The sequence below is a fragment of the Tenacibaculum sp. 1B UA genome (assembly GCF_033978845.1).
Classification (GTDB): domain Bacteria; phylum Bacteroidota; class Bacteroidia; order Flavobacteriales; family Flavobacteriaceae; genus Polaribacter.
Map to the genome: position 1 here is coordinate 45713 of NZ_JAKVUA010000007.1, position 14153 is coordinate 59865.

Genomic DNA, 14153 nt, shown 5'->3' on the forward strand with positions numbered 1-14153 from the left:
GATTATTTGTTTTGAGGTTTATAGGTAAGGAGCAGGACATTCAGGTGTTCCATAACAGCAATTATATTGATCAGTCCAACAACATCTTTCCAATGGGTGCCAATAATATCCTTTATCTGTTCTACATCCACCAGGAATTTCTTTTCCTCCATTAATTAGCTTCTGTTCTATTTTATTTAAAGTTTTTCCAAGATTTAAAATTTGTTTTTTCATGTTTTTGTTTTTTAGTTTAACATCCTGTACAACTGATACTTCCATCAGGACAAAATTCCCAAGGATGAGTACAGTTGTTGTTATTTCCACCTTCGCCTCCACCAGTATCATTAGTGTAACAATATATTCCTTCACAATACTGACCAGAAGGGCAGTTACCATTCATGTCACAAAACCCGACAGCCCCACCACCATTAATTAACTTTTGTTCTCTTTTATTAAGAGATTTACCTAAGCTTAAAATTGATTTTTTCATGATTGTTTTTTTTGTTATAGAATAAAACTACAATAAAACTCTGCACAGTGTCTTCCATGGTCTTCACATACACCGTCTCTATTTTTATCACATTGTTTTCTACCTCCGTTAATTTGAGCTTGTTCTGTTTTATGTAAAACTTTACCTAAGCTTAAAATTGATTTTTTCATAATCGAGTTATTATTATAAAGTGATATAAACCACTTATTTTTATTTGTTTAGTTTTTTTATATTAAAAGTCATTTGGACATTCCATTTGAGGGCAATTCCCTGTAGGGTAATTAGGAGCCGATACAAGAAAACACATGTTACTACAGCAGTGAGAATTAAATCCACAATCAGAATCACACTGACAAAATCTTGAAGCTCCTCCATCAATTTGCTTCTGTTCCGTCTTATTTAAAAGTTTTCCTAAGTTTAAAATTTGCTTTTTCATGACTATAAAGGCATTAATAGACGGCAGTACGTTTCTGCACATTTCCATCCGTAATCTTCACATATGCGATCTCTATTGACATCACACTGTATTCTACCTCCGTTAATTTGAGCTTGTTCCGCTTTTTTTAAAGCTTTACCTAAAATTAGAATTTGTTTTTTCATAATTAAAATATTAAGGTTGTTTTAAGATTTCCCTCCATCAGGAATCTTTATTTTTATTTTTTTATCCATGAACGTTATTTTGTCAACAATAAATCCTCTATCTTTTTCAGAGAGTTCAAGAATCAGTCCAGGAAGTCCGCTATAACGAATTGGTCCATATTGTAAAGGAATTTCAAGGGTATACCATGCTGTAACTTTCCAAGGAAACTCTCTTCCTCTCCATTTTTGGATATAGGTATAAGTTGCTTTATAACATTTATAACCATTTATACTTTTTGTTTCTTTGGAGAGATTCCATTTTATAAAACTTGCTTTTCGTGATTTTAACGTACTACCAGAAGAATAGTAAAGTTGCTCTATGAGTTGATTTTTAGCTTTATTTATGTAGATTTTATCATACCCATAAAATAAACCTGTAACATATTTTTTTGTTTCTTGATTTTCATGTTCAGAGATTAAGTTTTTTGATAAATAAAATAAAGATTCATCTTTGTTGAAATCTAGATTAAAGATTAGCATTTTTGCCATCATTTCCTCGTCTAATATTTCTTGATAACGCTTTATATTATTACTTCTTAATTTTTCTGAAGCTTGAGATTCTGAAAAGAAAGCTTTATAGGTTATTCTACCATTGGTTTGAGCTATAGTTGAGTAGAAGTTTAATAGAATAATTAGTATGACAATTTTTTTCATGATTATATATTTATTATTGAATCACTATTAGCTTGTATAATTGAGCTAATAGTGATTATATTTTGATGTAGGTAAGGCTACTCTTTTAAATAGTTGTCACTACTGACATTCAGGAGAGCTTGCTCGGCAATCATCAAGATCTTTTTGCCATTTCTTAAGCGTTCTATCGCTTCCATCATCTCTTGAGTCTGCATAGGCTATACAACCACCACAGTCATCACTATCCATAAACCCTCCTTTAATTTTTTTTTGTGTGACTTTGTCTAGGTTTCGACTGAAGTTTAAAAATTGTTTTTTCATAATTAAAATATTAAGGTTACTTTTGCGGCGAACATTTAAAGACACTCACCAATGTGTCTATTCTTCGCGAGAGAATTTTGTTCAAAACGCAAAGCCCCTTTTTGGGGCTTTGTCTTTATGCTGTTTTCAATGAAACATTAGACGTTTCTGAATTTTCTTCTAAATCTTCAATAAATAAGATTAAATCTGTTCTATTATATTCTTTAGGAAATGATTTTCCGTTAATTAATATTTCTGGCGTAAAGTTGATAGCATTTTCTGTACACCAATCTTTTTCTTTTTTAAGCTCCAAAGTGTAAATTTCTTTGTTGGAACACTCACCCCATTTTTTTAGCCAAGCAGTAGGTTTTTGTCCCTCATAAATAGCATCCATAGCTAGGAGGCATTCTTTTTCTCCTTTGGTATTATAAATCTCTAGAAGTCTACTAGTAATTTTAACAACATCATTATCTTTATCTTCTACATTCACATTAAAGCGTACTTTAATTTTTACATTGTTATGATATCTTTTAAGAATCTCATCAACATGAGTATGAACCGGTTTACAGTGTCCGCAAAAAGGATTTGTAACTATTGTTAGTTCAAGGTTAGAGTTGTGATTTCCAAAAGTAATTTCCTTACTGTCAGTTAACTGAGTGTTAAGTTGAGGTGACTTTTGTAATAAGCTATCAAATAGAGCGTAGTTTCTTTTAAACTTTACACTTGCTATTTTTTCTTTTTTAAGTTCTTGAACTTCAGTGAACAGAGGTTTAATATAATTCCAAGCTAACCAGGTAAAAGAAGCAACTAAGCCTAAAGTAACAAAGTCATTAAGTATAAGGGTGTTAATGTAATTGTTTGTCAATACTGGAGCCAATGCTTGTAGCCAAAGTACCCCAACTATACTTAAACATAAAAGGCACCATTTTTTTACTATTGCATACTGATAATATAAAGAATATAACGTAATAGGTATAGCAAGTAAACTAATAGTATATGAAATTACAGGATTAGAAATTTGAGTAAAAGTTAAAAGAGATAATCCAATAAAATAAAGCATACTAAAGTCACTTAATTTATATCCTTTTAAAATTTCAGCACCTTTAGAGGTTAATACAGCGTCACAATCCTTTTTGTCATCAGCTCCAGAACAAAAAGCATCACCTATAGAGGTTTTTAACCCAAGCTCTTGTTTTATAATGGCAATACTAATAACAACTCCTGTTATTGATAACATAAAATAAAAAGTATTATACCATGAAGTTGAATTATTAAAAACAAAAAATAACGCAAAAACACTAAGAAGAGAAAAGCCGATAGTTTTTACTAGTTTAGAGTTGTTTTTGGCTGCTTGGTAATCTTCTGTTTTTTCAACAGCCACAATAATTCCAGTAAACTTACCTAGAAATTCATTTTCTGATAGTTTCGTTTTCTTGTTTTCAGAATCATAAATTATGTAGTCTAAATTTTTTCTTTCTGCTACAATTAAATCTTGACCATGGTCGCCATTAATTTGAGCGATAAAACATTCAGGGAGTTGTAAAAGTGTTTCTGAGTTAGCAGGAACATCGGCAGCAACATTTTCAATATTAAAATGATCTAACACTCCTGTAATTGCGTGTAAGCTAGGATAAGAAGGATGGCTTTGAATTTGAAAAGCCAATTCTTCTTTGTCAAAAGAAATACTATTTTTCTTAAGTAAATTTTGTACTAAATTAATTAATGTGTCTTTCAAAAGTAAAAAGGTTTTAAGGATAGCTATTTTCTGTTTTCCCAAAGCTATATTTTGATAATTATTTTTTCATATAAAAAACCATAAAAAAAGTAAGGGAAAACCGTAATTGTTGTTTTTTAAATGAAGCCCTTTTCTTTGGCTATTAATATCAACTCTCTGTCTCCTTTAGCTTTAACGTTGAAAATTTTTTTTAAATGCCGTTTACGTTTTTCAATGCTAGCAGCAGAAAGAGGTATAAAATTAGGCATATCTTTCATTTTAGAACCTAATGAAAGTTCGTATAGGATTTGTCGATCTATCGAATCAATGGAAAAGTTGTTGGAAACTTCTTTTCTTAAAAGGCTTAAGACAGTTTTGCTGTAATAAGGAATGTTACTAGTCACATTCTTTATCGCATTTTTTAACTCTTTTGAAGTTAAATCATTCTTAATAAGAAAGCCTTCAGGATTTAAGCTTTTAAAAATATTGTGGATTCTGTAATTGTCATTACAATCAGTTGAAACAATCAGTTTTGTGTTTGGAAGTAACTTTCTTATTAAAAGCCCTAGATCTTCCCCAGATAATATTTTTCTACTCTTAGCAGGAGAAAGTTTTAAGTCTAAAACAACAAAGTTGAGAGAAGTTTCTTTTTCAATTGTCTTTTTTATAATATCATAAGCTCCATTACAATTGTAGGTAATGTCCGTGTTAAAGTTAAAGTTAGGATTTAGCCTAGCTATTTTAGATATTATGTTCTTGTACGTTTCGCAAATAAGTGGGCAATTATCTGCTAATAAAGCAGATTGTTTTTCTTTTCTCATGTTTAAATAATTTCGGGGGAATACTATTTAATTGATTCTTTTTTCAAAGAATCAGCTCATAAATTTATATAAATTAATTTAAAATCAAAAAAAATATATAAAAAACAAGTTGTATGTGTGTGAGAAATATTGTAATCTTACTTTTTTAACTCTTTTTTTAGGAATTTCGCTGTGTAGCTTTTTTTGTGTTTAGAAACTTCTTCAGGAGTTCCAGAAGTTAGTAATTTACCACCTTTTTTACCACCTTCCATACCAATATCAATAATATAATCGGCAAGTTTAATAACATCCAAGTTATGCTCAATAATTAATACAGTATTTCCTTTATCAGCTAATTTATTTAAAACATCCATTAAAACCCGAACATCTTCAAAATGCAATCCTGTAGTTGGTTCATCTAATATATAAAAGGTATTTCCTGTATCTCTTTTTGATAACTCTGATGCTAATTTAATACGTTGTGCTTCTCCACCAGAAAGTGTGGTAGATTGTTGTCCGAGTGTAATGTATCCTAAACCAACATCTTTAATTGTTTTTAATTTTCTATATATTTTAGGAATATGTTCAAAAAAGGCTGTAGCTTCGTTAATCGTCATTTCTAAAATGTCTGAAATAGACTTTCCTTTATAACGAATCTCTAATGTTTCTCGATTAAAACGTTTTCCTTGGCAGGTTTCACATTCTACATGAACATCTGGTAAGAAATTCATTTCTATTACACGAACACCACCACCTTGGCAGGTTTCACAACGTCCGCCTTTTACATTAAAACTAAAACGACCAGGTTTGTAACCTCGAATCGAGGCTTCTGGAGTTTTTGCAAATAAACTACGTATTTCACTAAACACTCCAGTGTAAGTAGCAGGATTGGAGCGTGGAGTTCTACCAATAGGAGATTGATCAATATCAATAACTTTATCAACATGTTCTAAGCCTTCAATTTTTTTGTAAGGCATCGGTTTTTTAACTGCTCGATAAATGTGTGCGTTTAAAATAGGGTAGAGGGTCTCATTAATTAAGGTAGATTTCCCACTACCAGAGACTCCTGTAACGCAAATCATTTTTCCTAAAGGAAATTCAACGGAAACATTTTTTAAATTATTCCCTGAAGCACCTTTTAAAGAAATTGTTTTTCCGTTCCCTTCACGACGTTTTTTAGGAACTTCAATTACTTTTCTTCCAGATAAATAATCAGCAGTAAGGGTGTCATGACTTTTTAAATCGTCAAAATTACCTTCACTAACAATTACTCCACCATGGCGACCAGCACCAGGACCAATATCTAGGACAAAGTCAGCATTTTTGATCATGTCTTCATCGTGCTCAACCACTAAAACAGAATTACCAACATCACGAAGTTTGATAAGAGAATCAATTAATTTTTGATTGTCACGTTGATGTAAGCCAATACTTGGCTCATCTAAAATATATAAAACACCTACTAGTTGCGAACCTATTTGTGTTGCTAAACGAATACGTTGTGCTTCACCACCAGAAAGTGATTTTGATGTACGGTCTAATGTTAGATAATCTAACCCAACATCCAATAAAAACTGAATTCGAGTACGTATTTCTTTTAAAATTTCAGCAGCAATAGTGAGTTGCTTTTCTGATAATTTTTCATTAACTTCTTGAAACCAACTAGCCAATTCCAAAACATCCATTTGAGCTAAGTCACTAATGTTTTTATCAGTGATTTTAAAATGAAGTGCTTCTTTTTTTAACCGTTTCCCATTACAAACTGAGCAGGAAACTTCATCCATAAAACCTTTAGCCCAGCGTTTAATGGAAGTGCTTTCTGAATTTTTATATTGATTTTCAATAAAGGCAATAATTCCTTCAAAATCAATTTCGTAATTTCTAGTAACCCCAGCAGTTTTGGACTGTATTTCAAATTTTTCTTTCCCGCCGTGAAGAATAATCTCCATGGCTTCTTTAGGAATACTTCTTATTGAATCAGTTAATTTGAAACTATAACGTTCGGCAATAGTTTGTAGTTGTTTAAAAATCCAACTATTTTTTTGCTCTCCTAAAGGAACAATTCCTCCATTTTTAATTGAAATAGTATCATCTGGAATTACTTTTTGATTGTTTATTTCATTAGTAATTCCTAATCCGTTACAGTGAGAACATGCACCTTTTGGTGAGTTAAATGAAAAGGTGTTTGGTTCAGGGTTTGGGTAAGCGATTCCTGAAGTAGGACACATCAATTCACGACTGAAATAACGTGGTTTTTCATCATCAACATCAATAACCATTAAAATATTATCACCAGTATACAAAGCAGTTTTAATAGTTTCTTCTAAGCGTTTTTCAGCAGCGTCATTCACAGCTAAACGATCTATAACCACTTCAATATCGTGTGTTTTATAACGGTCGAGTTTCATGCCTTTTTCAATTTCTCTAATTTCTCCATCCACACGAACACGAACAAAACCTTGTTTAGAAATTTGTTCGAACAATTCACGGTAATGTCCTTTCCTCGATTTGATTATAGGGGCAAGAATAGCAATACGTTTCCCGTTAAAATCTTTTAAAATTAAGTTTTTGATTTGTTCGTCAGAATAGCTTACCATTTTTTCACCTGTATTGTATGAGTAAGCATCAGCCGCGCGAGAAAATAACAAACGGAGAAAATCGTAAATTTCAGTAATAGTCCCTACAGTAGAACGTGGACTTTTGTTCGTTGTTTTTTGTTCAATAGAAATTACAGGCGAAAGTCCGTCAATTTTATCAACATCAGGTCTTTCTAGCCCACCCAAAAATTGACGTGCATATGCAGAGAAAGTTTCAATATAGCGACGTTGTCCTTCAGCGTAAATTGTGTCAAAAGCCAAAGAAGACTTTCCACTTCCACTCAAACCAGTAATCACAACGAGTTTTTCACGAGGGATTTTAACATCAATATTTTTTAAATTGTGAGCACGGGCTCCGTAAACTTCTATGTATTCTTGTTCTTTCAAAGTGAGGATTTTACCAAAAACAGCAAAGTTACCAAAACCAAATTTATTTTGAAGCAGCGATTATCAACAAATAAACTGAAAATAGTATATTGCGAATAAAACTTAATTAATAAATGAAGTTTATAGATTCTGTACGACATTTTTTTGAACGTTATGGTTTTAATGTGTCTTCTAGATTTGCTGATAAATTGGGTATGAGAGCTACTAATGTGCGTTTATTCTTTATTTATATATCATTTGTAACAGTAGGTTTATCTTTTGGATTGTATTTAACAATGGCCTTTCTACTGAGATTAAAAGATATGATTTATACTAAAAGAACATCTGTTTTTGATTTATGATAAACACAGTATTTCAATCAAGGTTATATAGAGCTATAATTTATTCCGTTTTAATAGTCATGGTAGGGGTTGTAGGCTATATGTTACTTTTTGACTATTCCTTTATTAATGCTTTGTACATGACGATTATAACCATTAGTACTATTGGTTTTGGAGAAGTGCATCCTTTTGGTACGGGAGAAAAACTATTTACTATCGGATTGATAATATCTAGTTTGTTTGTTTTTGGTTATGCGGTTTCTTCATTCTCAGAGTATTTAATTAGTGGGCAATTTTTTCATCAGTTAAAAATAAAAAAAGTGCAAAAAAAAATAGAACAATTAAAAGGGCATACTATCGTGTGTGGTTATGGAAGAAACGGTAAACAAGCTATTTCAAAATTAAAGAATTACAAAAAGCAAGTAGTCATAGTTGAAAAGTTCGACGAAATAGTCAGGCAGTTAGATGAAAAAGGAGTATTAGCTATTCAAGGTGATGCAACGCTCGATGAAACTTTATTAAGAGCTGGTATTATGAATGCAGAAAATCTAATAACGGCGTTACCTTCTGATGCCGATAATTTATTTGTAGTGTTAACAGCAAAGCAATTAAATAAAAACTGTAAAGTAATTAGCAGAGCATCTAAAGAAACGTCATATAGTAAGCTAAAAATAGCAGGAGCAGATAATGTAATTATGCCAGATAAATTAGGAGGCTCTCACATGGCATCTTTAGTGGTAACTCCTGATGTTATTGAGTTTGTAGATAGGCTAACTATTGAAGGAGAAACAACTGCTAATTTAGAAGAAGTAGCGATTAATGATTTACCAGAAAAATATATTGATAAAACAATATTAGATTTAGATTTACGAAAAAAAACAGGATGTACAGTAATAGGTTATCGCACTCCAAATAAAGATTACATCATCAACCCAGAGGCTTCTGTGAAGTTAGAAACAGGAGGGAATTTAATTGTTTTAGGACGTACTGAGCAGATAGAAACACTTAGAAAAGTTTTTTAATGAAGAAAGTCGTAATAACAGGAAGTAATGGTTTGCTTGGACAAACTTTAGTAAACCTTTTATTGGAAGAAAAAGAAAGATATCAAACAATAGGTTTTTCAAGAGGAGAAAATAGAAGTGGTAGAAGTGATTTTAATTATGTTTCAATTGATGTTACAGATGAAGTTTTGCTTTACAAAAAACTGTCTGAATACAAACCAGATGTTATTGTAAATACAGCAGCAATGACAAATGTTGATGAATGTGAAATAAATAAAGAAGCTTGTGATAAACTAAATATAGATGTAGTTCAATATCTTAAAAACTATTCTGAAGAAAATAATGCACATTTAATCCATATTTCAACTGATTTTATTTTTGATGGAAAGAATGGTCCATACAAAGAGACTGATAAACCAAATCCGTTAAGTTATTATGGACTTTCTAAGTTGAAATCAGAAGAGACCTTAATCCAGTCTAAGATAGATTATACTATTTTACGTACCATATTAGTATATGGAAAAGTATATGATATGTCACGTAGCAATATAGTATTGTGGGTAAAGAAAATGTTGGGAGATAGGAAAGAAATTACGATAGTAGATGATCAGTTTCGTATGCCAACTTATGTTGAAGATTTGGCATTGGCATGTAAATTGTCAATAGATAAAAAAGCATTGGGAGTTTTTAATGTTTCCTCAAAAAAAATGTTGAGTATTTATGAAATAGCACAGCAAATAGCAGAAGTATTCATGCTAGACAAAAGCTTAATAAAACCAATTTCTACTGAAGAACTAAATCAAAGAGCTAAACGCCCAGCTACAACAGGCTTTGATTTGGAAAAAGTTAAGAAATACTTGGGGTTGGCTCCGAAATCATTTCAAGAAGATTTACAAAAATTTAAAGAAAAACTAACGTAAAAACTATATTTAACAACGAAAACTTGTTGTAAGTACATTTTTTTATGATATTGCGGGCTACTAATTCAAAAATCAAATACATATTATGAACAAAAAACTACTTGCATTGTTGTTTTCAATAACGCCGATGTTAACATTTGCACAGGAAAAAGGTTTAGACCAACAAATAGATGAATGGTTTCAGCCAATTTCTGATTTTTTTAGTAGTGTGATTTTCTTTCCAGTATTTGGAACTCCTTTTGTATTGATTTTGTTAGTGGCTAGTGCCGCTTTTTTTACGTTCTATTTTGGGTTTCCAAATGTTCGCTACTTCTTTACTGCAATTAATGTTGTAAGAGGAAAATATGAGGATATCGAAAAACATGGAGCTCAATTGCTATATGGAGAAGATGGTATAGCTCAAGGAGTGGATATGAATGAGGTTGATGATATTGAGGAGCATATAGAGAATGTAGAAAGTTTACATAGTGATTTAGAGATTGATGGAGATATTAAAGATACCATTCGAGATGAAAGTCATGAAGGAGAGGTATCACACTTCCAAGCGTTGGCAACAGCGGTTTCTGGTACAGTAGGAAACGGTAATATTGCAGGAGTTGCATTAGCGATTGCTTTAGGTGGTCCAGGGGCAACATTTTGGATGATAATTTGTGGTTTACTGGGAATGTCTACAAAATTTGTTGAATGTACGTTAGGAGTACATTATCGAGATGTAGGTGAAGACGGAACAGTATATGGAGGACCTATGTACTATTTATCTAAAGGATTAAAAGAAAAAGGTTTTGCAACTCTAGGTAAAATAGCTGCGGGAGCATTTGCAGTTTTCTGTATTGGAGGTTCTTTTGGTGGAGGTAATGCTGCTCAGTCTAACCAAGCAACTATAGTAATTAAGGAGTTGTTAGGTTTAGAAAGTACAGCAGCCGGAGCTATTATAGGTGTTGTGTTGGCTATTTTAGTAGGTATAATAATTATTGGAGGTATTAAAAGAATTGCTTCTGTTACTGAAAAAGTAGTTCCTTTTATGGCATTGTTATATTTATTAGCTTGTTTATATATATTAGGAGTTAACTTTTCTTTAATAGATGATGCTATATCTTTAATTGTAACAGAAGCCTTTAATCCAACAGCAATTGGTGTAGGTGGTGTTATAGGTGTTTTATTGGTAGGTTTTAAAAGAGCAGCTTTCTCAAACGAAGCAGGAGCGGGTTCCGCTTCAATTGCGCATTCAGCAGTGAAAACTAAATATTCAGCTTCTGAAGGTTTGGTGGCGTTGTTAGAACCGTTTATTGATACTGTATTAATTTGTACAATGACAGCTTTAGTAATTATTATCTTTAATTTTGGAGGAGATGCGTCGGGAGCCACAATTTTTCAATATGGTGGTGACGGTGCTGGTTCTGTACTTATTGACGGAGTTTCTTACGAAGGGGCAGGAATTACTTCTAAAGCATTTGCAGCTTACATTCCTTACTCAAATTTGTTTTTAACTGTAGCAGTAGTACTGTTTGCTGTATCTACAATGATTTCTTGGTCTTATTACGGGTTGCAATCTTGGAAGTTTTTATTTGGTAGAGGTAAAAAAGCCGATTTAACATATAAATTTTTATTTTTAACTTTTGTGGTGATCGGAGCTGCGGCTAGTATGAAGTCTATATGGGATTTCTCTGACGCAATGATTTTTGCAATGGTGTTCCCTAACATGGTAGGTTTATATTTGTTAATGCCTGTAGTTAAAAAACAGCTGAAAAGATATATAGATGCTATTAACCTTAAGAAAGAAGCAGTAGAAGAATAAAAAATAAAACGAATGAAAATATTTAAACCCCATTTCTGGTATAATAAACACCAACGAAATGGGGTTTTCTTTTTACTGTTTATAATAATTACTTTACAATTAATATATGTTTATGTCGATTTTTCTTCGGGAGAAACACAGGATATAAATAAGAAGGAGTTGATAGCTTTTCAGAATAAAATTGATAGTTTAAAAAGAATAGAACTGGATAAAAGAAAACCAAAGCTGTATCCATTCAACCCAAATTATATAACTGATTTTAAAGGTTATCAACTAGGAATGTCACTTGAAGAAATTGATAGATTACATAATTACAGAAAACAAAACAAGTGGATCAATTCTGTTAAAGATTTTAAACAAGTAACAAAAGTGTCTGATAGCTTATTAGATAAGGTAGCTCCATATTTTAAATTCCCAGATTGGGTAAACGCTAGAAATAAAAGAAAAACTAAAAAGTTATTAGAAGTAAGGTTGAAAAGTGATTATAAAGCTGGAAATAAAAAATCAACATACCTAAAACCAACTCTGAGTACCTCGGATATAAACAAGGCTACTCAAAAAGACTTTAAATTTGTAAGTGGAATAGGAGAGGTGTTGTCTTCTCGAATCGTAAAATATAGAGGTAAGCTACAAGGGTATTTACTTCCTGAGTAATTATATGAAGTATGGGGTTTAGATAAAGAAACAGCAAATAGAGTTCTACAAACTTTCGCTATAGTAGAAAAACCAACAATTAAAAAAGTAAATGTAAATACAGCGAGATTTAAAGAAGTGTTGAAGAATCCATATATCGATTATAAGTTATGTAAAAAGATTTTTGAATACAGAGATGAAGTAGCAGAACTCCAAGATATATCAGAATTAAGAAACATTAAAGATTTTCCACTAAATAAATACGACAGAATAATCTTATATTTGGAGGCAAAATAAACAAGCAACAAAATTTAATAAACAAGCCACTATGAATAGTATGTACTTTACCGAAGAGCACGAAGCCTTTCGTCAGAGTTTTAAAGATTTTTTACAAAAAGAGGTCGTTCCTCATATAAATAAATGGGAGAAAGAAGGCACGGTAGAGCGTTTTATCTGGAAGAAATTCGGTGAAATGGGATACTTTGGTTTAAATCAACCAGAAGAATATGGAGGATTAGGTTTAGACCTTTTTTATACTGTTATCTTTTTAGAAGAGTTACAAAAAATAAATTCAGGAGGTTTTGCAGCTAATATGTGGGCACATGCTTATTTAGCAATGACCCATGTAAATAAAGAAGGAGACGATCGAATTAAAAAAGAATATTTAACACCAAGTATCGAAGGAGATAAAATAGGGTGTTTATGTATTACAGAACCTTTTGGGGGAAGTGATGTTGCAGGAATGCGTACAACAGCAATAAAAAAAGGAGATACTTATGTGATTAATGGATCAAAAACATTTATTACGAATGGAGTGTACTCTGATTACTTAGTTGTTGCAGCTAAAACAGATCCAGAAGACAAGCATAAAGGAATGAGTATTTTTATTATTGATAGAGATACTCCAGGAATTTCTTCAACTAAATTAGATAAGTTAGGGTGGAGAGCTTCTGACACTGCAGAAATCGCTTTTGATAATGTGGTAATACCTGCTGAAAATTTAATGGGAGACGAAGGGAAAGGTTTTCCTTATATTATGCAGCATTTCGCTTTAGAGCGTTTAATAATGGGGATTAATGCTCATGCTCGTGCAGACTATGCAGTTGATTATGTTGTGCAATACATGAGTGAGCGTGAAGCTTTCGGGAAAACATTAGATAAATTTCAAGCCTTACGTCATAAGGTAGCAGAAATGGCTAGTAGAGTAGATATGTGTAGAGAATATAATTACTCTATAGCAAAACGATTGAATGATGGTATTTATGTCGTGAAAGAAGCGAGTATGAGTAAATTGCTATCTACTAAAATGGCAGATGAGGTTATTTACGAAGCTTTACAGTTGTTAGGAGGTTATGGTTATATGGAAGAATATCCAATGGCACGTTTATTACGTGATAGTCGATTAGGACCAATTGGAGGAGGTACTTCGGAGATTCTTAAAGAGATTATCGCAAAAATGATAATAGATAAGAAAGAATACAAGCCAGCAACATAGGTTGTTGTCTAAGATAAAAGTTAAAATCCTGCAATTGCAGGATTTTTTTATTTACATCATTTTTAAATCTAAAAAGAGGTGAAAATAATTTGATATTAAAGAATACTTTGTATATTTGCGGTCGAAAATCAAGTGAAAAGGTGTAATTAACTGATATACTGTGTGTTGTCAGTTTTTAATATATATAGACTACAATGAAAGGAGGTGCAAAAATATGTTAATCATTCCAGTTAAAGAAGGAGAGAATATCGATAGAGCGTTAAAACGTTATAAGCGTAAATTCAGCAACACTAAAACGATGCAACAATTACGTAACAGAAAGCAGTTTACAAAGCCATCTGTAGCAAAACGTGCTCAAATGATTAAAGCATCTTACGTTCAAGGATTAAGAACTCAAGAAGAAGTAGGATAGTAGTTATCCTTAAAATGTATAAAAACCTGTATTGATAT

Annotated in this window: 17 protein-coding genes; 8 read left to right on the top strand and 9 right to left on the bottom strand. The window is 31.8% G+C overall.

The annotated features are described in order from the left end of the window. Window positions 1–18 precede the first annotated feature (18 nt). From MK851_RS07360 to uvrA, 9 genes are all read right to left on the bottom strand, one after another. Window positions 19–258, bottom strand: coding sequence for a hypothetical protein (locus MK851_RS07360; protein ID WP_303508602.1), 240 nt, complete (start codon window positions 256–258; stop codon window positions 19–21). After that, window positions 230–469 (bottom strand): hypothetical protein, encoded by a 240-nt coding sequence (locus MK851_RS07365; RefSeq protein ID WP_320242799.1) that lies wholly within the window; start codon window positions 467–469, stop codon window positions 230–232. Before MK851_RS07365 ends, MK851_RS07360 begins: the two co-directional genes overlap by 29 nt. A gap of 14 nt (window positions 470–483) precedes the next feature. Then, window positions 484–639 (bottom strand): hypothetical protein, encoded by a 156-nt coding sequence (locus MK851_RS07370; protein WP_320242801.1) that lies wholly within the window; start codon window positions 637–639, stop codon window positions 484–486. Between the two features lie 62 nt (window positions 640–701). After that, window positions 702–905 carry a hypothetical protein gene (locus MK851_RS07375; RefSeq protein WP_320242803.1) on the bottom strand — a complete coding sequence of 68 codons (204 nt, stop codon included), beginning with the start codon at window positions 903–905 and terminating at the stop codon, window positions 702–704. Window positions 906–1090: 185 nt separating this feature from the next. Then, window positions 1091–1762 carry a GLPGLI family protein gene (locus MK851_RS07380; RefSeq protein WP_320242805.1) on the bottom strand — a complete coding sequence of 224 codons (672 nt, stop codon included), beginning with the start codon at window positions 1760–1762 and terminating at the stop codon, window positions 1091–1093. A 99-nt stretch (window positions 1763–1861) separates the two neighbouring features. After that, a complete protein-coding gene (locus tag MK851_RS07385) occupies window positions 1862–1990 on the bottom strand; it encodes a hypothetical protein (protein WP_320242807.1) in 129 nt (42 codons plus the stop codon). 187 nt (window positions 1991–2177) lie between these two features. Beyond that, entirely contained in the window at window positions 2178–3776 is a 1599-nt protein-coding gene (locus tag MK851_RS07390) for a vitamin K epoxide reductase family protein (RefSeq protein ID WP_320242808.1), read from the bottom strand. A gap of 116 nt (window positions 3777–3892) precedes the next feature. Then, the gene (locus MK851_RS07395) at window positions 3893–4576 is read right to left on the bottom strand and encodes a DNA-binding response regulator (protein ID WP_320242810.1); all 684 of its coding nucleotides are present in this window, start codon (window positions 4574–4576) and stop codon (window positions 3893–3895) included. Between the two features lie 137 nt (window positions 4577–4713). Then, a complete protein-coding gene (gene uvrA / locus MK851_RS07400) occupies window positions 4714–7539 on the bottom strand; it encodes an excinuclease ABC subunit UvrA (protein WP_320242812.1) in 2826 nt (941 codons plus the stop codon). Between the two features lie 113 nt (window positions 7540–7652). Here uvrA and MK851_RS07405 point away from each other — a divergent pair, with 113 nt between their 5' ends. From MK851_RS07405 to rpsU, 8 genes are all read left to right on the top strand, one after another. Then, entirely contained in the window at window positions 7653–7880 is a 228-nt protein-coding gene (locus MK851_RS07405; protein ID WP_320242814.1) for a PspC domain-containing protein, read from the top strand. Continuing rightward, window positions 7877–8881, top strand: a complete 1005-nt coding sequence (locus tag MK851_RS07410; protein ID WP_320242816.1) for a potassium channel protein — start codon at window positions 7877–7879, stop codon at window positions 8879–8881. The genes MK851_RS07405 and MK851_RS07410 overlap by 4 nt, the downstream gene beginning before the upstream one ends. After that, a complete protein-coding gene (locus MK851_RS07415) occupies window positions 8881–9780 on the top strand; it encodes an SDR family oxidoreductase (RefSeq protein WP_320242818.1) in 900 nt (299 codons plus the stop codon). The genes MK851_RS07410 and MK851_RS07415 overlap by 1 nt, the downstream gene beginning before the upstream one ends. Before the next feature lie 85 nt (window positions 9781–9865). Continuing rightward, entirely contained in the window at window positions 9866–11575 is a 1710-nt protein-coding gene (locus tag MK851_RS07420) for an alanine/glycine:cation symporter family protein (RefSeq protein ID WP_320242820.1), read from the top strand. A 12-nt stretch (window positions 11576–11587) separates the two neighbouring features. After that, window positions 11588–12229: a hypothetical protein gene (locus MK851_RS07425; protein WP_320242822.1), complete on the top strand. Its 642-nt coding sequence runs from the start codon at window positions 11588–11590 to the stop codon at window positions 12227–12229. A gap of 78 nt (window positions 12230–12307) precedes the next feature. Beyond that, entirely contained in the window at window positions 12308–12505 is a 198-nt protein-coding gene (locus tag MK851_RS07430) for a helix-hairpin-helix domain-containing protein (RefSeq protein WP_320242936.1), read from the top strand. Window positions 12506–12536: 31 nt separating this feature from the next. Next, a complete protein-coding gene (locus MK851_RS07435) occupies window positions 12537–13703 on the top strand; it encodes an acyl-CoA dehydrogenase family protein (RefSeq protein WP_115902085.1) in 1167 nt (388 codons plus the stop codon). Between the two features lie 214 nt (window positions 13704–13917). Then, complete coding sequence (gene rpsU, locus MK851_RS07440; RefSeq protein WP_115902084.1) at window positions 13918–14115, top strand: 30S ribosomal protein S21; 198 nt, start codon at window positions 13918–13920, stop codon at window positions 14113–14115. The last annotated feature ends 38 nt before the right edge of the window (window positions 14116–14153 follow it).

Coding starts and splice junctions, on each gene's coding strand:
- MK851_RS07360 (WP_303508602.1), bottom strand. CDS start 258: ATGGAAGTATCAGTTGTACAGGATGTTAAACTAAAAAACAAAAACATG.
- MK851_RS07365 (WP_320242799.1), bottom strand. CDS start 469: ATGAAAAAATCAATTTTAAGCTTAGGTAAATCTCTTAATAAAAGAGAA.
- MK851_RS07370 (WP_320242801.1), bottom strand. CDS start 639: ATGAAAAAATCAATTTTAAGCTTAGGTAAAGTTTTACATAAAACAGAA.
- MK851_RS07375 (WP_320242803.1), bottom strand. CDS start 905: ATGAAAAAGCAAATTTTAAACTTAGGAAAACTTTTAAATAAGACGGAA.
- MK851_RS07380 (WP_320242805.1), bottom strand. CDS start 1,762: ATGAAAAAAATTGTCATACTAATTATTCTATTAAACTTCTACTCAACT.
- MK851_RS07385 (WP_320242807.1), bottom strand. CDS start 1,990: ATGGATAGTGATGACTGTGGTGGTTGTATAGCCTATGCAGACTCAAGA.
- MK851_RS07395 (WP_320242810.1), bottom strand. CDS start 4,576: ATGAGAAAAGAAAAACAATCTGCTTTATTAGCAGATAATTGCCCACTT.
- MK851_RS07405 (WP_320242814.1), top strand. CDS start 7,653: ATGAAGTTTATAGATTCTGTACGACATTTTTTTGAACGTTATGGTTTT.
- MK851_RS07410 (WP_320242816.1), top strand. CDS start 7,877: ATGATAAACACAGTATTTCAATCAAGGTTATATAGAGCTATAATTTAT.
- MK851_RS07415 (WP_320242818.1), top strand. CDS start 8,881: ATGAAGAAAGTCGTAATAACAGGAAGTAATGGTTTGCTTGGACAAACT.
- MK851_RS07420 (WP_320242820.1), top strand. CDS start 9,866: ATGAACAAAAAACTACTTGCATTGTTGTTTTCAATAACGCCGATGTTA.
- MK851_RS07425 (WP_320242822.1), top strand. CDS start 11,588: ATGAAAATATTTAAACCCCATTTCTGGTATAATAAACACCAACGAAAT.
- MK851_RS07435 (WP_115902085.1), top strand. CDS start 12,537: ATGAATAGTATGTACTTTACCGAAGAGCACGAAGCCTTTCGTCAGAGT.
- rpsU (WP_115902084.1), top strand. CDS start 13,918: ATGTTAATCATTCCAGTTAAAGAAGGAGAGAATATCGATAGAGCGTTA.